Raw genomic sequence first — 17,622 nt, 5'->3', positions numbered from 1 at the left:
ACCGGATGACTGTATCGATTCCTATACTGTCATAAAAATTTAATATTCAGCGTGTAAGGGACTAAAATCACGAAGTACTGCCTCATCCAGACTAACCAGATTACCCTGCAGCTCAGCACACAACTTGGCCATATAGCGTACCAGGAAGTCCGCGTTGTGTTCTGCAAGTCTCCGCCCTGCTTCGGTTTGCATCGTTTCAGGCAACCGTAACAGCTTGGTTTGAAAGTGATCCAGTGTCCATTTCACATCATTAAGTTCACGCGCTTTCCCCAGCGGGTCTTCACTGTTGAACAGAGGACGGTTCATCGTACCGGCTGTGTAAAACACCCGGGCCAGCCCGATTGCACCCAGCGATTCCAGCCGATCGGCATCCTGAACGATTTTCGCTTCAGGGGTTTCAGGCGTGATTGCCGCGCTAAAACTGTGTGCCTGAACCGCGTGCATCACTCCAGCGATTAATTCGGCAGGAAAATCCGTAAAGTCCTGCTGCAGGATACGCTGCGTTTCGCTGGCGGCGTAAGTGGAAGCCTTATGACGTTCAGGATGGTTTTTCGGTAAATTCACCACATCATGAAAGTAGCAGGCAGTCAGGACGATCAGTGGGTCGGCAGATGTACCTGCCATAATGCGCTGCGCGCTCATCCAGACCCGACGTAAATGCGCAATATCGTGTGCGCCATCATCATGAATCCAGTTTTTTTCAAACCAGGTTTCATAGCGAGCCTGCCAAAGTGCAAGTGACATAATCTTTTCCTGTAAGGGTTATTTTCGTCTCAATTGACGACCTGTTACTGACGACCTGTTACGCGTATAGGCTTTGTCATCATAACGAATGGCTAATGACATTTTCTTTACATCGCTAAGGAAAAAGCCGGTCGGGACCTTTAAATTCCTCTTAAAAATGAGACGCTGATCATTTTTATGGCAATTTGCTACCAGGAAAACAGCCATTTGCTGCTTTTTCAGCCTTGACTGATTCAGTTTTAGGCAGGATGAATAGTTTAATATTAATAATGATTAATCAGCGCTATTTTATCTCAGAGTGAGGGAATTAATGTCATAATAAAAATGTAAAAAACAATAAAAGCGGCGAAAATTATAGATGGATAAATCTGAAAAGGTTCCTATTTTTGCCGATATAACGTACTGTATTCTCACTATCAGATGTCCGGTAATACGCGTTAACAGCAGTGCTGATGATTTTTTATCCACACCTGTCCGGTGGATTAAAAATCATCACAACTGAGCGAACCACACGGTGGCCAATTATCAGGAATAATGATTTATATTTTTTATGATATTGCCACCATTTAGGTGCCCTTTTTGTTTCAGCAGTAACCGGGATCGACTAATAAAAAGAGGTAATCCATGAAAGAGCGGCCGATTCTTTTTTCCGAACAGCGGGTCCGAGCCCTGCTGGTTGGCCAACAAACCCAAACCCGGCGCATAATGAAAACGCAGGCTTTTGGTCCAGGCCAGGATCATCATGAAGGGGTACATGCCTTTGATGTACAGGCTAATCACCTGCACGGTGACAAAATGATGGCCATGAACGACATTCGTTATCATTGTCCTTACGGCATGCCTGGCGACAAGCTCTGGGTCCGCGAAACCTGGCGTGGCCCCATCGTGCCTGAACATGCGCTGGCGGATTATGAACGCGATCCCACCCCGTTTCGCTCGCCGGACTTTTGCCAGTACCGGGCGGACAGCAATGAACTGGGCCAACATACGTCAGGCGGACCGGACGCCGAGCAGTTTGGCTGGCAAACAGCCATTCATATGCCGCGCTGGGCAAGCCGCATCGACCTGATTATTACGGATGTGCGCGCAGAGCAGATTCAGGATATTAGTGAAGACGACATTATGGCGGAAGGTGTGCAGACCGACTCGCACTTCCTGAACAACTTCTTTACCATGAACGTCAATTCTGAACTGCCTAAAGAAGCCTATCGCAAAGCCTGGCAAAAACAGTACGGGGCAACCAGCTGGCAGGTTAACCCGTGGGTTTGGGTTATTGAGTTCGAGCGTGCCACGCGCGAATCAACTTAGCCTGCGCTTTGTGGGCTGAATCACAGACAATTTCCTTGCTAACAGGTTGAATATTGCTCCTTCATCCCTGAAGCCTGACGATGCCAGCATGCCGTTTTGATGCTGGCATTTTACTGTCTGGTCGCTCAGGGTTCTGCAATTGCAGCATTCAGTGCGGAACCAACGATGTTTAAATGGCCATGGAAAACACACAGCAATACGGATCTGACTGACCTGCCCTGGCAGGCCGGGCTGACACAGCCGATTTTTACCCTCCTCAACCACGATGAACGTCAGTCGCTGCAGGCCATGGCTCAGCATTTTCTGCAGCAAAAAAAACTGGTTCCGCTTGAAGGCTGTCAGCTTGATGCGCTGCGTACCGTGCGCATTGCTTTGCTGTTCTGCCTGCCGGTGCTGAAGCTGGGGCTCGACTGGCTGGACGGCTTTCACGAAGTGCTCATCTATCCCGAGCCTTTCAATGTGGATGACCTGTGGCAGGATGAGCATGGCCTGGTCCATCACGCCCCCGCCGTCCATGCCGGGCAAAGCTGGACGCAAGGGCCAATCGTGCTCAACTGGCTGGATATTCAGGACTCCTTCGATCTTTCCGGCTACAACCTGGTCATTCATGAAGTGGCGCACAAACTGGATGCGCGCGGTAGCGGTTATACCAGCGGCGTGCCAATGATGCCGCTACGTGAGGTTGCCCAATGGGAAAAAGATTTGCGAAGCGCGATGGCCGGGATTGAACATGAAGTGGAAAGTGTCGGTGAGCAGGCCGCCAGCATCGATCCTTATGCCGCCAGCGATCCGGCAGAGTGCTTCGCGGTATTATCCGAGTATTTTTTTACGGCCCCGGCCCTGCTGGCGGAGCGTTTCCCGGCCATGTACCGTCATCTTCAGCAGTTTTATCAGCAGGACCCGTTAAGCAGAACAGGAGCCGCCCACGACTAAATCGCCTGCTTTGCAGACGCATTGCTTTAAAGCTAGCCAGTTGAATGCTAAACGCTTTTATACTGTTGACACCCTGAGCCGACCTCGTTACTATTCGCCTCGTTCACACGATTCCTCTGTAGTTCAGTCGGTAGAACGGCGGACTGTTAATCCGTATGTCACTGGTTCGAGTCCAGTCAGAGGAGCCAGTATTAAAAAAGCCTGCTTGCGAGCAGGCTTTTTGCTTTTCAGCCGATCGCCTTTCTCTGTCTTCTTTCCGCGCGTTGCTTTACGGCCAAATTTAGCAATCTGCCATCATAAAATGCTGCAGGTTAATAAAAACACAAAGCCAGAATGAACGCATTCTGGCTTTGTCGCTACCGGTCTTTAACAAGTGACGGACCGCAGCACGCTATTTCGCGCCCTCCGCCAGCTGGCGCAGCATCTCAATATGAACAGGTTTATCATTGAGCGCAGGAATATAGGTAAAGGACGTCCCGCCCGCATGCATAAAGATTTCCCTGTTCTGCTCATCCAGTTCTTCCAGCGTTTCCAGACAGTCTGCCGCAAAGCCCGGGCTGATTACCTGCAGGCTTTTTACGCCTTCCGCAGGCAGATTTTTAATGGTTTCATCGGTATAGGGCGTTAACCAGGGTTCCCTGCCAAAGCGTGACTGGAAGGTCATCACTACTTTTAGCGAAGGCATGTTCAGGGCGTCGGTGAGTAATTTTGTCGTTAACGCACAACGCTCCTGATATTTGTCGCCTTCGTTTGAAAACCTGACCGGTATACCGTGATAGGAGACCAGTAAGGCATCCGGCACGCCATTGGCCTCAAACGATTCAAGCACGGACGTTTTTAACGCATCGATATAAGCAGGATGATCGGCATAGTCGTTGATGAAGTTGATCGCCGGTGTGTAGCGGTTCTTCATCGTCTGCAGGTGACGACTCACGCTGTCGAAAACGGATGACACGGTGGACGAGGAAAACTGCGGATACAAAGGAATAACGATAATTTTATCGACACCTTTCGCCAGCAGCCTGTCGATAGCGCCCCCGATGCTCGGCTCGCCATAACTCATGCCCAGCTCAACAGGCATGCCCGTCAGCGCTTCCAGTGCGCGCGCCTGACGGACGCTGTACACCATCAGCGGTGAACCTTCGTCCATCCAGATAGAGGAGTACAATTTGGCGACGCGTTTGGCGCGTAGCGGGATAATTACGCCATGCAGGATCGGGCACCACAGGATCCGGGGTAAATCGACCACTCTGTAGTCGTGCAAAAATTTCGATAAAAATGTTTTAACCGCAGCAGTCGTGGGTTCTTTTGGTGTTCCAAGGTTAACAATTAAAACACCCTGTTTATTCGTCATTAGCTGGGACCTCTGAAAACCCAAGGAAAAAAGTGCCTGAACACTGTAGCACACTCAGGGACATCATCTCCTCCGTCTGCGCCTTTTGCGTCAGTGACGGCGAAACGAAGGCATGGCGCGGACTTCTGCGACGACGTAGAGTCAGCCTGCCAACGTCTTTGCTGACGTCTTACGCCGCCTTATGAGCCCGGACCATGGATGAAACAGTCGGGCGGGCTTTAACGTCTTTTACGCCGTAAAAAGCGTTATGCCCTGCGAGCCCGCCTTTATTTGCTTTTTGACACGGCTTTGCCTGACGGTCAAAAAACATTTGATCGTATCTTATCATCGCTGCGTCGACGAAAGACCAATAGCTCTGATAAGTCGCGTCCCTTCCGATCGGCTCGTACATTTTCTGTGGTGAATGATAAAAAGTAATCCGTCAATTCCCCATTATTCAGCGGGTTAAAATCACATCTTGTCGATATTTTGATTTATTAAACTGAATATTGAGCATGCTAATATTTAGGGCTCTATCTGTGCTGACTGACGCTGCCCATGACGTGAATATCGCGCGGACCGCCAGGCAGTAACATCGCCATGCTTTAGTCAGAAAAAACCAGACCGCATCACGGTCATCAATCAGACTGAGGCAATCACTTTTGCCGCGAGGCTTTTCGGGACAGGTATCAGGATGCGTACAGGCGTTTCAACAGGCGAAGACTCGCTGCTGCAACACAGGTCATTTGTGGCGTTTTGGCTCGCCCGAACCTGTTCTTCATTTGGTTTTCAGATGTTTTCCGTGGCCGTCAGCTGGCAAATCTATGCAATAACCCACAGCGCGATGGCGTTAGGCATGATTGGCCTGATGCAGTTTCTGCCCTCAGTGCTTCTGGCGTTGCCGGCAGGACATCTGGCCGATCAGTTCGACCGCCGCCGTATCGTGGTTATCGGCCAACTGATTGAGTGGGCCGCGCTGCTCGGTCTGGTGGCGCTGACGCTATTGCACTGGGCAGACAAACTTGAAATCTGGGGGCTGGTCTTTCTGATTTCGCTGGCGAAAGCGCTGGAATGGCCAGCCATTACCTCTATGTTGCCGGCGCTGGTCCCGCCACCGATTCTGGCGCGCGCCATGGCGGCCAGCTCTGTTGGCGGTCAGGCGGCGGTGATTGTCGGGCCAACGCTGGGTGGACTGCTGTATATAGCCGGTCCCGAGGTGGTTTACGGGGTTTCAGCCCTGTTTTATTTATTCTCGCTGATACTGGTGAGTTGCTTACGTTATGAGCGTCCTCCTCAGGAACGTGTGCCGATGACGCTGTCGAACATGTTTATGGGCGTACGCTTTATTCGCGAACGCAAGGATGTTCTGGGCGTGATATCGCTCGACCTGTTCGCCGTCTTACTGGGCGGGGCGACCGCCCTGCTCCCTGTCTTCGCCCAGGATATTCTGCACACCGGGCCATGGGGACTTGGCCTGTTACGCGGTGCGCCGTCAGTGGGTGCCCTGTTGGTCGGCGTCTGGCTCAGCCGCCATAAGCTGGAAAAACATGTTGGCATGATTATGTTTGGTTCCGTGGCCGGTTTTGGCCTGGCGACGCTGCTGTTTGCGCTCTCAACAAAACTGTGGCTTTCTCTGCTGGCGCTGGCCGCGCTGGGTGGTTTCGATATGGTGAGCATGGTGATCCGTGGCGCACTGGTTCAGCTGGATACACCGGATACGATGCGCGGCCGCGTCAATGCGGTTAACGCTATCTTTATCAATACCTCAAATCAATTGGGTGAGTTTGAATCCGGGCTGCTCGCGGCATGGATGGGCGCGGTGCCCGCCGCCGTCATTGGCGGCGTCGGGACACTGGTGGTGGTTGGGCTCTGGATGATGCTCTTTCCGAATCTGCGGAAAAGGCAGAAGCTTGAGAATGAAACGGTGGTGTGAGTGAGGGGGTATTTTAAGTGTACCCAGCCGAACATTTATTTATAATAATGCTCATAGAATTAAGAATTGCCGCATTAGCGGCATTTTTTATAAGTTTTTTTCCAATTTATATCTAACATCTAATTTTCAGCTCTAGTTTTAATATGACTTAGCTAATTCACCAAAAAAAGAAAATTTATCACAGAATAAATCATAGCAAAGTAGCACGACTTATTAAAATTTCGCCACTATGAACTAGAGTAATATTATTTTTTTCACATAAAAAAGGAAAGCTAAACCCTCATAAAAAACCTTAATTAAAAGGAAAAAGCGAGAAAAAAGAAAAGGCTGATAAAAGCCCTTTCTTGCCATCTAGTCTAAAGTTAGAATATGGCAGGGTATTTTTTTATAAGTCAGTTTATCTTTTATAATATCAATAATAACTTGCCAATCTCCGCCGCCCAGACCTGCACCGATCATTGGCATCTGAACTTCTAATCTATTGCACAATGCATAGTCACTTGCAATTTCCAGACACTCTTCAAGAGCCTCATATGAAATGTATCTTTTAGCGTCTCTTTGGGATTTTTTTATTCCTTCCTGTGCAACCATATTTGCTACAAATACTCTATTAAGAGTATCCACTTCAATAAATTGCACATCGCCCATCTTATACCCAATTCGCGAAGAGGCCAAATATTTTTCTTTTGCCAACGGATATCTTTTAGACAAAGAAAGGACAAAACCTTTCCCCCACTTTCCTAGGTTATTCACAACGTGCAAAATAATAACTGATTCTTTAAATGGTATTGATGCATCTCCACTATGATGATGGATATAGGCTATTTGGTCTTCATTGACGAGTGTTTTTTTCCATTCGGTTTCAAAATTTTCATCTGTAATCTCTTCAGAATCAGATAAATCTAACTCATTTTTTTTGCCATCATAGAGTAAGTAACCGATATCTTCATGCCAGTCAGTGACTGAAGATGAAGAGTAATGATTTCCTTCAAAAACGCTTATCTGTCTGGTTGCCACTTCCCCGATGAATTCAGTATAGACAACACCGGCTCCCCTCAAAAATTCTGAAACCGCACGGTAGTAACTTTTATTACTCACTAGCATGAACTCCCACTACTCACTATTCGGTTCGAGACATCAAGTTCTTTGTCATTCTTGACTAAGAAAGTACCCGGTCTCGGCTCAGTTATATTCAACCCTGTCACATCAATCTCAACATAATGAGTGATACTACCAGACTTTCTTGCATCACCATAAATGTTAGCCGCAAGTTGCCCCAAAGATATTTTACCAGAGTCTTCTAAATCTTTTAATGTACGCCCACCAATCCTATCTGGGTGAACATTAGTAAAATACTGACCATCTCCAAAACGTGCATGAACACCGCCCGTGGAAGGCCTGATAACTCCACTGTTTTTAATACCCTCCATTCCTTTCAAATCGGTGAAATGGAACAAAGTTTTTATTTCCTCCGTCGTAAGCCCGAGTGGATCACTCCATACAAATGGATTTGGAGCATAACGATAGGGAGTAACCCCCCCCGCCAGCCCTATCGGATCCTGACTGATATACGCCGCAATCTCAGGGTCATAATACCGATAGCGGTTATAATGTAACCCCGTCTCGGCATCAAAATACTGCCCCTGAAAACGCAGGGGGTTTTCGATCTGATCAGCAAAGATTTGGCCTTTTTCACCCCAGACACCGGTTTTTTCTGCCCAGACAATCTCACCAGTAACGGATGTCAGTCTGACTGGTGCGCCATTAGGATCGCAGTGATAGTGCCAGCTTTGTTTACTGTCCCCCTGTTGCGTCAGCAACGCCAGCGGTCGAAACGTGCCGGGATAATAGACGTATTCCCGCATCGTGCTGAACAGTGCAGCCTGTGCTTTTTGTCGCTTAAGGCGACTGCCTGTATCAAAGATACTCTGCGCGGCCAGAGGTTCATGTGTGCGGGTGAGCGTTTCGCCCACCAGCGCGTCCTCCTGCCAGTAGAACCAGCGCGTTTCGCTGTCGGTTTGCTTAAACACCCGGCGGCCCAGCCCATCATAGCCATAGCGCACCTGATGGTTCCCTTTACGCACCGCAATCAGTTGTCGATTTTCATCCCAGAGGAAATCTTCTTTTTCATCCTGATCACCCGCGGTCCCCGCGACTCGGCGTCGCTGGCGTAACTCACCGGCACGATCATAAACATAACGAACGCCCTGATGCACGCCCTCCCGGAACCAACCTTCCGCGCGGTCATTAACCTCACGGGTTTGCGTCTGCAAATGGCTACCTGTTGCATCCTGCACAAACTTTCGCAGTGCCCCGTCAGGGGTGATTTGTGCCGTCAGCCTGCCCACAGGGTCATAACGATAGCGATCGTTGCCCCACTGGCTGTCGTGACGCGCAGTCATATTTCCGCTTTTGTCATAGACAAAGCCACTGGCAAACAGCGGTAAATCATTTTGTAGTACCTGCTGTGACGTAAGCCGTCCCTGGTGGTCGTAATTCAGGGTGCGCGTCAATGCCTCTGACAACTGTTCATGAATACACCGTCCCGCGGCATCATAATCAAAGGTGATCGGCGAATCAGTGTTGAGTTGCACGGTGCGTAAACGTTGATACGCATCGTACCGATAAACCACCCGATGGCCACTGTCGCTTTCACGCTCGTGCAAAAGTCCCTGCTCGTCATAATGGTAGCGAAGTTGAAAGCCGTCCTGATCTTCTGTCAGTAACCGTCCCGCGTCATCGTAGCGCCAGCTGAGTCGCCGCCAGGGATTCTGGCAGAGCACCAGCCTTCCGCAGGGATCATAGTGGAACGTTGCCTGCAAGGTATCACCGCTACGTCGTTCACTCAGGCGCCCGGCTTTATCGTAGCCATAGTGCACCTCACGTCCGAGCGGATCGCAACGTGCGGCCAGGCGGCTGCCTTTGTCCCAACGGTACTGCGTTTTTTGTCCCCAATAATCCTGCTCGGCCGTCACACGTCCAAGCCCATCTCGTTCCATCTGCCAGCGTTGACCAGATTGATTAATCACGGCCAGCAGGCGGTCCTCAGGATCGTATTCATAACCCAGCCGGGCACCATCAGGCGTTTCACAGGCGGTGAGCATGCCTGTGCCGTTATAGTAAAAACGCGTGGTCTGCCCCACTTCATCGGTAAACGTGACAGGCTCATCTTCACGGTCATACTCAATCCGGACATCGCCACCCGCCGGGTCGACCGTGGCGATGAGGCGATCTTTCGAATCCCAGTAAAAACGGGTCACACCGTTACTGGCATCAGCACGTTCCAGTAAATTCCCACGTACGTTGTGCCTGAAACGCGTCTCTCCCGCGCCTGCCACGCTGACCACCAGCAGGAAACCAAAGCGGTCATACCGATACTCTGTTTGCGGTGCACCCGGCTCATTCGCCTGGGTCAGTTGGCCAAGCCGATCGAACTGATAACGGGCCGTCACACCGCCCGGATCGCGACTGGCAATAAGGTTGCCACCGCTGTCATAGTCGGCGTGCCAGACCGCACCTTTCTGATCGGTGATCGCCAGCGGCAGGCCATCCTCATTGTAAACGGCCTGCACCATGCTGCCGTCGGGTAAATGCTCAGCGACCATGCGGCCCTGCGCATCATAATCCCATTGATGAATGCTGCCATCCGGTTCAATCACTTCTACCGTTCGACCAAAGTCGTCGTAACGAAATACCGTATTCCCGCCACAGGGATCGATTTCGGCGATCGGCAGACCATTGTCGTCAAACGTAATACGTGAGAGGTGGCCCAGTGAATCCGTTACTTCAACCTCATTGAGCAGCGGTTCGTAAGCGAAGTGGTAGTCCCAGACGCCGCCGTCACCCCAGGCGTGAATGACGCGCCAGTCCTGATTGTACTGGTAATGAAATCCCTGGCCGTTTCGGTCAAAGTGACTGACCAGATAAAACTGTTGATAGTCAAAACGCCGGGGATGCGATAGCGCATCAATTTCGGCGCTAAGTTGACCATTGGCATGATATTCGTAGCGCGTCAGCGGCGTGATGTCACCGTCCAGCGCATTGTGCAGGCGTAAGCTACTCAGGCGGCCCTTATCATGAGTGACAAGGACCTCTCGTCCGGTCAACCCGTTAAGGCTGAATTCGCGAAGCCGAATCAGCATCTCGTCCTGCCATTCAAAGGCCCAGCCGTTTCCGTTACGATCGGATAATTGCTGTATCGGTAACCGCCCATCGGCACCGGTGAAATGCCACAGGATCCCCGCTTCCTGCTCAACGCACCAGGTCACCTGGCCCTGGGCGCTGTCTCGCCACAGGCGGCTGCCATCCGGCAACCCCATGACAGCATGTTTACGTCCGTCTTCCTGTGGCAGGGCGGCAAAAAGCGTCATCCCGTCAGGCTGAATAAAGAGCGCAATGCCCTCTTCAGTCAGGATTTCCAGCCGGGTATCCGCGGGTGTCAGCCAGCCATAGCCACAAAGTCCTGCCGTTTCAACATCGGCCGACGAATACGTCCGATGCCAGGCCAGCGGCAGCCGGCCCGGCAACAGGAAATCCTGCTGTTCAAGACTGACGCTGCCATCCCGAATATCGACCGGTTCCGCTCGCAGAACCTTACACTTGAGAACCCCTGGCTCCATATTACGAAACAATTTGCGCCTGTAGTCGCCAAAGCGTTTCATGAAATTTTGCCATTTCACCGACTTCCGGAACTTCTTCAGCCCTTTTCCCAGACCGCTCAACCCGGCACGCATCAGCAGCGCCATCAAATTGATTGTTGGTGGCCCTCCTACGATGACATTGTTGGGGATGGCCAGGTTGAACGTCAGCGGTAGCGTCAGGGACAACGGTTTGGGTTTAGTGACGCGCTTGAGGCGAAACGGGGGAATCATACCGACAATATTGCAACTCAGTACCGGCATGCCAATTCGGGAAAACGGTTCACCATCCACCGAAACCGTTTTACTGCCCATAAACAGCTCATCTTCAATCTGTGGGCCGCCGGGCGCACGCAACGGCGGCACCCAAACGCCGCCAACGGGGATATGTATCGACATTCCACCCGTTCCCGCGCTGGCCCGTTTGATGCTGTTAACATGCACCGTAGTGCCAATCAATGGCAGATAGTCAAACACATCAAACACAATACCGATGTGAGGCGTCGGTAAAGGCCAGGGATAGGTGTGAATGTCCAGTCCTAGCTGCGGATCAAAGTGCGCACCGGAATGCATGAATCAGGCCTCAGAAAATGGCTCGCAGCAGCGCGCGCAAAAATGTTCTGACTTCCGTCGCCAGACCGCTATCGGACAGGCTTAAGAACAGCAGCGCCAGGACCGTGACGACGACAATAAGGATGATGCGGTTTTTCACAATGTGTTGCTCCCTGCAGGTTGTGTGGCTAAGGGTTCAGTGCTTCCCCACGCAGGCAGGCTTTGCCATTCACCCGGCGGGGCATCAAAAGGATGGGCGATGTCAGGTAAGCCATTCCACTGCGGATGCAGTTTTTCACGGGCCAGGTGGATGACACGGCGAAAACTGTCATCGCCATTGCGGATGAGTGTTTCCCGCTCCTCGCGAATAAGTAAAAAGGTTGCCTCGAGCTGGCGTTGCAGCAGGCTGTCAGTTTGGCGGACCTGCGATGGGGTGGGCACAAGCGGCAGGTTCGCGTCGGCCTGCTGAATAAGCCGCTGTTTATCGGATTGCCAGCGAGATGCATAGGCTTCAAGCGCCTCTGTGCGGCGTTTATCGTGACTGCGCAGAAGATCCTGAAAGACCAGCGGCAGCGTGGTTTCGCCCCGCTCGGCCAGGGGCACATTCTCTGCGGCTCGCACGGCCTTACCATAGGCTTCCATGGCAGCCGGGCGTTGTCCGGCGAGCCATAAACAGAAGCCAGTCATGCGCCAGCCCTCAATCGCAAACACAGGATGGGGGATTACCTCTGCCTCACGCGCGGCCTGCCGGTAGCACTGTGCCGCTCGAACGTACTCTTTATGTGAAAACCAGGCACCGGCTTCGCCAAACGTACTCTGCGTTCGAAGCTGGCCTTTGACAACGGGGTCCGCCACGCTGCTGGACGCGTTTTGCGCCTCACGATAGTGGTCGACGGCCTTATTGTGATCCTGGCCTTTCAGCCAGCCGCCCGCAATAAGGTTATGCAACATCGCCTGTTGATCAGGCCAGCCTCGCCGCTGTGCAATGCCTAACGCCAGACTGCCGCGCGCAGCGACCTGCTGGGCGGTCCCTTTTTCCAGCAAGAGCATCGCATCGGCAAGGTAACGCCGCAGCAATGCCCGATCGGTATCAGGATCGCTTTGCTGCTGGGCGGTTTGATGCATCACCTTCATGCCATCGACCTGATCGACAATCAGTTGGACGCGATCAGGATGCGCGTCATGAAGTGGCTGCCAAAGCGGTTGTTCAAGCGTATCAATCAGCAGTAAACGCGGCGCAGGCGCGGAGGAAGCCAGCCAGCGTTTCAGCCAGCGCATCAACGCACTCTCGTCACTTACGGCAGCGGGTTTAAGCACCAGAACCAGGTAACGTACATCCTCTGCAAAATGATCGGCGAAGTCCTGTAACAGGCCGCAAAGCTGTTCAATGGTGTAGCAGGGCAGCAACACATCGCCATCCCAATGTGCCGCATCGGGCGTGGCGTCATAATGTTCAAGAAAGTCACGCGACAGTGCATCGCTATAGCCATAACCGGTTTCAAACGCCGTAGACAGACCAAGGAATATATCGGGTACGGAACGCCCCTCCGGATGCTGCTGAAGGGCGATGAACGCATCAAGTAGTGATTCGCCTGCGGCTGGAACGCGCCAGATAAACAGACCCGCGTCGGTCTTTTCCGTGGCGGTTAACCAGCTCAGCTCCAGCTCAGTCATAACACGTTCAGTGGGATTCTTTGCGGTGCTCATTTCTCATCCCTGTCAGGCATTGAGTTCAATTTTTTTGCCATTCACCATGACACCGGCGGCATTAATGGTAATCGTCGATCCGCCCGCCGTAATTTGCACGCTGCCATTGCTGATTAAAATCCCGCTCTCACCGACGTTGATATGAAACGTATCCGTGGCACTGTCGGCCACGCTTCCTTGAGTAAAGCGGGTATCGCCCCCCGTGATACTGAGCGTGCGCCCAGCGCCGATCGTCACATCCTGCTTTTGCGCAATGGTACGGGCCTCATTGCTGTTGACACTGACGTGACGATTACCCGTCACGTCGAGTGTCTGATTACCCGTCACCTGCACGGTTCGGTTTTGCTGCACGCTAACCTTTTCATTGCCCTGCACCGTACGGGTCCGATCCTGAATCACCGTTAGCGTTTGCTTCCCTTCTACTGTGCCGGTGTTATTGCTTTTCACCGTCGTGGTATGGTTTCCGGTAATGGTTTCATCGCGGTTTTGCTCAACGCTGAGCGTTTCATTACCTTTCACCGTTTCCGTACGATTTTGCTGAACCGTGGTGGTTTCATTGCCGCTGATGGTTTTACTGCGGTCCTGTCCAACCGAGATGGTTTCATTGCCATCCACGGTCCGTGTACGGTTCTGCTTGATATGGCTGGTTTCGTCTTTACCAACGGTTTTGGTGCGATTGCTGCCGACATCATGGGTTTCGTCGTTTTCAACCTCGGTATCCATATTACGTTCAGCATGCAACCAGAGCTGCTCTTCGCCGGGTTTATCTTCAAAACGCAGCGCATTGGCATTGTCAGGCGATCCATCCTTTGAGCGGCTCATGAATCCCATCTGCGTAGCGGCAGCGGGCAAAGCCCAGGGCGGCATGCTGGCCTCGTTATAGACGCGACCGGTGATAATTGGCCGATCAGGGTCGCCATTAATAAAGTCGACCACCACTTCGTCGCCTACGCGTGGAATCTGCACGCCGCCGAAACCTTGTCCCGCCCACGCGCTGGAAACACGCACCCAGCAGGAACTGGTATCGTCACCTTTTGCCAGCCGATCCCAGTGAAACTTAACCTTGACCCGACCATAGCGATCGGTCCAGATACTTTCGCCTTTCGGCCCGACCACCTTCGCCGTTTGCGGGCCGCCCGTGCGCGGCCACGGCGTTTTCTGCTCAGGACGAAACACCACACCCGCTGGTATCACGCTAAACTCCGTACGATGAATCGTCTGGCTGTCCGGGCCACTGGCGTAGCGATTCTCCTCAAACTGGTAGTCAGCAGCAGTCACCAGATATTCACCGACATCGCTGAAAAAGGCCGCATTGGTGAGCTGGAACGTGCTGCCCGGCACAATCCCCATTGCCGTCGCGGTGCCGTGGGTTTGTTGATGCTCTACCTGCCAACGCTCCTGACGGATGCGGGCATAAAATTCGCCATGACCATGTTCCACAAACCGCCCCGGCCAGTCATACACATCAATGGTGCCGGGTGAAGGAGATGTTGGATTTTGTCGTGCCTGGAAGAGCCAGGCGTTAGGTTTGCGAAAATCGTAGTCGTCCAGACTGTATAAACCCGGCGTCACGCTGTCAGTAAGGGCCCACTGGCTTATCCCTTCTTCACTGGTGGAACCGCCTGAAGGCGTTTGATGATAGGGGATCACTTCATAGCCACTAAATGGCGTGTACTGCGCAGTGGCATCCGTGAGCACGATGGTATGCTTACCGGCCTCATGGCGAACGTGCCAGGTAATGCCTTCCAGCTCCATCAGTCGGTTGATGAAATCAAAACTGCTTTCCTGATACTGAACACAGTAATCCCAGCTGCGATAGCTACCCGACAGGTTATTTTCCACGTTAACCTGATACTCACTGAGTAACGTCTGCACGATTTGTGGAACGGTTTGCTCCTGAAAAATGCGCAGATTCCGGTCACGTTTCATCGGCCACAGATCTGGCTCAAGCGTTAACGTGTAAACAGCATAACGCGTGCCTGACATCTCTACCGCGCTCACCGCCACCCGCGTGATCTTGCCATTAAAGTAACGTGGATTTGCCAGACTTTGCGTCGGCACCACTACGGTAGCGGCTTTACCCAGCAACGCGCTGCGTTCGATACGCGCATCGGTCCCTAAAACCTGAAGCGTTAAGATAAACGATTCAGACAGGGCCTCTCGGCCAGATAGCTTCCAGAACAGCAAGCCTTCAACGGGTAACTGAACAGTAATGCGATTGAGCATAAATCGAACCCTGACGTCAGACTGAAGTCACGCGGGACTTCGTGAGTACGTTTGTTTTAAGGTTTAGGATGGATCGGATCGATTGTTTAAGTAAATAAGACAATGGCTAATATGTTACCCGAATGCAAAGAAGTGTGAATAGCTATTACATTCATAATAAAGCCAGGCAATCCGGCAATCCTCGGTGGAAATACCTTGATTGCAGAAGATCGCTCGCCATTATTGGCCAGCTGTCTCGGAATGAAATAATGAAATTACCTTACTGAGTCAGGCACCGTGAACCGGTCTTACTCAGCGGCGGATTTCAGCATTCAGGGTCGGGCGCGCGTCAGTTGGACAATCACAAACATCCCCCCAATGCCCGCCGTGATAATGCCAATGGGTAGCTCCTGCGGGGCCAGCAGCGTCCGACTGGCAATATCGCCAGCACACAACAAAATGGCGCCCCAGAGCGCGCACAGTGGGATCAGCAACCGGTGTTTCACACCCGTTACGTGCCGACACAGGTGCGGCACCATTAGTCCGACAAAGCCAATGACGCCGGTCAGTGCCACCAGCAACGCGGTTGCCAGCGCACAGCACAGAAACACCTCGATGCGTAACCGGTTGACGTGAATACCAAGCGAGAGTGCGGTTTGCTCGCCCGCCAGCAATCCATCCAACTGCCGCCCGCGCAGCGCTACAAACCCTGTCAGTAATGCCAGACTTACCAGTGCATAAGGCAGATTATGCCAGCTGGCTAATCCCAGCCCGCCCAGTGACCAGAACATCACCGAGCTGGCCGCGCGCTGGTCGCCTGAAAAAATCAAATAGCTGGTCACCGCACCAAACAGAAATGACACGGCCAGCCCGCAGAGAATCAAGTGCTCTGCTGAACGTTGCTTTTTGAAATGAAAAAGCAACATGACGGCGGCGGCTGAAAACAGCCCACCCGCGAAAGCGGCAACGGGCAAGGTTAACGCCGACAGCCGATCGCCAAAGCGGGTAATCACCAGTACAGCACCGGCTGAGGCCCCAGAGGACAGACCAAATAAAAACGGATCGGCTAAATCGTTACGGGTGGTGGTTTGCAATAAAGCCCCGACCATGGCCAGGCCAGCCCCCGTCATCACGGCCAGCAGCGTGCGCGGTAACCGTAGGTCGATCACGATTCGGGTTACCATTTCAGAGACGGGCGCGTCTGCCATGTCGAGTGCGGACAGCACCTGCGTTAAAGACAATGACACGGTGCCTTCCGCCGTGCTGATCAGCATCAGGATCGCCAGCAGCAGGCAGGACGCACTCATTATTCCTGGATAACGATACGGCGATCGATTCACGGCGCATCCGGCGAATAGAGCGCATGAGCCAGCTTCTCTACGGCCTGAATATTGGCCGGCCCCGGTGTGAGTTCAGCGTACTGTAATTTCAGGTAGCGATGGTGTTTTACCGCAGGCGTCAGCTTCATAAGCGGATGATTTTCCAGGAAGTGGCGCAGTGCCTCTGCCCCACTGCCGGTCTGATAGTCCAGCAAGATAATAAAATCCGGCTGCGTGGCCGCCACGCTCTCCCAGGAGGTGGTGCCCCAGCTCATCTCCAGCGATTCCATCGCGTTTTTACCTCCGGCGGCCTCAATGATGGCGGTCGGCATGGCATATTTTCCGCTGGTGAACGGTTTGTCTTCGCCTGAGTCGTAAACGAAGACTTTTCGAGGCGGCGTGTCAGCCGGACGCTGAGGTAAGGCCTGCAGTTGCTGTTTCCAGTCCTCTACCAGCGCCTCGGCCTCGGCCCGCTTGCCAAAAATTTTGCCCAGTTTAATCTCGTCGTTATAGAGCAGATCCATCGTCGCTTTCTGCTTGTCCTTCTGCGTAAAGACGCAGCTTTCACTCAGCACCAGGGTTTTAATGCCGTACTGACGCAGTGAAGCAGGCGTAACGTCACCGCCCACTTTCATCCCGTAATTCCAGCCAGCAAAAAAGAAATCAGGGCTCGCGGCCAGCAACGTTTCCAGTGAGGGATATTTCGGTGCCAGCTCAGGGATGAATCCCATGGCCTGCTTAAAGGCCGGCGTCATCTTGTACCAGCCACTGATGCCGGTGAGACCGACAATGCGGTTCTGCAGATGCAACGCAAAAGCCATTTCTGCCATATTGAGGTCGTTAATCACGGCTCGCGCAGGCGGCGAGGTGAACGTCACGGGCTGGCCGCAACTGTCGATGGTGACAGGAAAATCACTCGCGCTGGCCCACATGGCTGGCGTCACGGCCAGG

Annotated in this window: 12 protein-coding genes and 1 tRNA gene; 4 read left to right on the top strand and 9 right to left on the bottom strand. The window is 52.5% G+C overall.

Going from position 1 to position 17,622, the window contains the following annotated elements; genetic code table 11:
- Nucleotides 1-39: 39 nt before the first annotated feature.
- A complete protein-coding gene (locus RAC60_RS09390) occupies nt 40-744 on the bottom strand; it encodes a phosphohydrolase (protein WP_033742101.1) in 705 nt (234 codons plus the stop codon).
- Nucleotides 745-1,368: 624 nt separating this feature from the next.
- Between RAC60_RS09390 and RAC60_RS09385 the strand changes: the two genes are divergently transcribed.
- From RAC60_RS09385 to RAC60_RS09375, 3 genes are all read left to right on the top strand, one after another.
- Nucleotides 1,369-2,052 (top strand): hypothetical protein, encoded by a 684-nt coding sequence (locus RAC60_RS09385; protein ID WP_033742103.1) that lies wholly within the window; start codon nt 1,369-1,371, stop codon nt 2,050-2,052.
- A 165-nt stretch (nt 2,053-2,217) separates the two neighbouring features.
- Complete coding sequence (gene mtfA / locus RAC60_RS09380) at nt 2,218-2,985, top strand: DgsA anti-repressor MtfA (RefSeq protein ID WP_375093443.1); 768 nt, start codon at nt 2,218-2,220, stop codon at nt 2,983-2,985.
- 112 nt (nt 2,986-3,097) lie between these two features.
- A tRNA-Asn gene (locus RAC60_RS09375) sits at nt 3,098-3,173 on the top strand.
- 203 nt (nt 3,174-3,376) lie between these two features.
- Here RAC60_RS09375 and hemH read toward each other — a convergent pair.
- A complete protein-coding gene (gene hemH / locus RAC60_RS09370) occupies nt 3,377-4,339 on the bottom strand; it encodes a ferrochelatase (protein WP_006119604.1) in 963 nt (320 codons plus the stop codon).
- Between the two features lie 673 nt (nt 4,340-5,012).
- Here hemH and RAC60_RS09365 point away from each other — a divergent pair.
- Nucleotides 5,013-6,251: an MFS transporter gene (locus RAC60_RS09365; RefSeq protein WP_054633591.1), complete on the top strand. Its 1,239-nt coding sequence runs from the start codon at nt 5,013-5,015 to the stop codon at nt 6,249-6,251.
- Nucleotides 6,252-6,602: 351 nt separating this feature from the next.
- Here RAC60_RS09365 and RAC60_RS09360 read toward each other — a convergent pair whose 3' ends face one another.
- The 7 genes from RAC60_RS09360 to RAC60_RS09330 all read right to left on the bottom strand — a co-directional run bounded on the left by RAC60_RS09360 (nt 6,603) and on the right by RAC60_RS09330 (nt 17,603).
- Nucleotides 6,603-7,355 (bottom strand): macro domain-containing protein, encoded by a 753-nt coding sequence (locus RAC60_RS09360; RefSeq protein WP_054687633.1) that lies wholly within the window; start codon nt 7,353-7,355, stop codon nt 6,603-6,605.
- Nucleotides 7,349-11,461, bottom strand: coding sequence for an RHS repeat-associated core domain-containing protein (locus RAC60_RS09355; protein ID WP_375093440.1), 4,113 nt, complete (start codon nt 11,459-11,461; stop codon nt 7,349-7,351). Before RAC60_RS09355 ends, RAC60_RS09360 begins: the two co-directional genes overlap by 7 nt.
- 10 nt (nt 11,462-11,471) lie before the next feature.
- A complete protein-coding gene (locus RAC60_RS09350) occupies nt 11,472-11,600 on the bottom strand; it encodes a hypothetical protein (protein WP_096010432.1) in 129 nt (42 codons plus the stop codon).
- Complete coding sequence (locus RAC60_RS09345; protein ID WP_375093438.1) at nt 11,597-13,147, bottom strand: hypothetical protein; 1,551 nt, start codon at nt 13,145-13,147, stop codon at nt 11,597-11,599. The genes RAC60_RS09350 and RAC60_RS09345 overlap by 4 nt, the downstream gene beginning before the upstream one ends.
- Before the next feature lie 12 nt (nt 13,148-13,159).
- Complete coding sequence (locus RAC60_RS09340) at nt 13,160-15,373, bottom strand: type VI secretion system Vgr family protein (protein WP_054633587.1); 2,214 nt, start codon at nt 15,371-15,373, stop codon at nt 13,160-13,162.
- Nucleotides 15,374-15,684: 311 nt separating this feature from the next.
- Nucleotides 15,685-16,692 (bottom strand): FecCD family ABC transporter permease, encoded by a 1,008-nt coding sequence (locus RAC60_RS09335; protein ID WP_375093436.1) that lies wholly within the window; start codon nt 16,690-16,692, stop codon nt 15,685-15,687.
- Nucleotides 16,689-17,603, bottom strand: a complete 915-nt coding sequence (locus RAC60_RS09330; protein WP_375093467.1) for an ABC transporter substrate-binding protein — start codon at nt 17,601-17,603, stop codon at nt 16,689-16,691. The genes RAC60_RS09335 and RAC60_RS09330 overlap by 4 nt, the downstream gene beginning before the upstream one ends.
- Nucleotides 17,604-17,622: the final 19 nt, after the last annotated feature.

This window comes from Pantoea sp. BR_17, from assembly GCF_041955125.1.
In the GTDB taxonomy this organism is placed as follows: Bacteria; Pseudomonadota; Gammaproteobacteria; order Enterobacterales; family Enterobacteriaceae; genus Pantoea; species Pantoea stewartii.
This window is presented reverse-complemented; position numbering and strand designations above follow the sequence as displayed.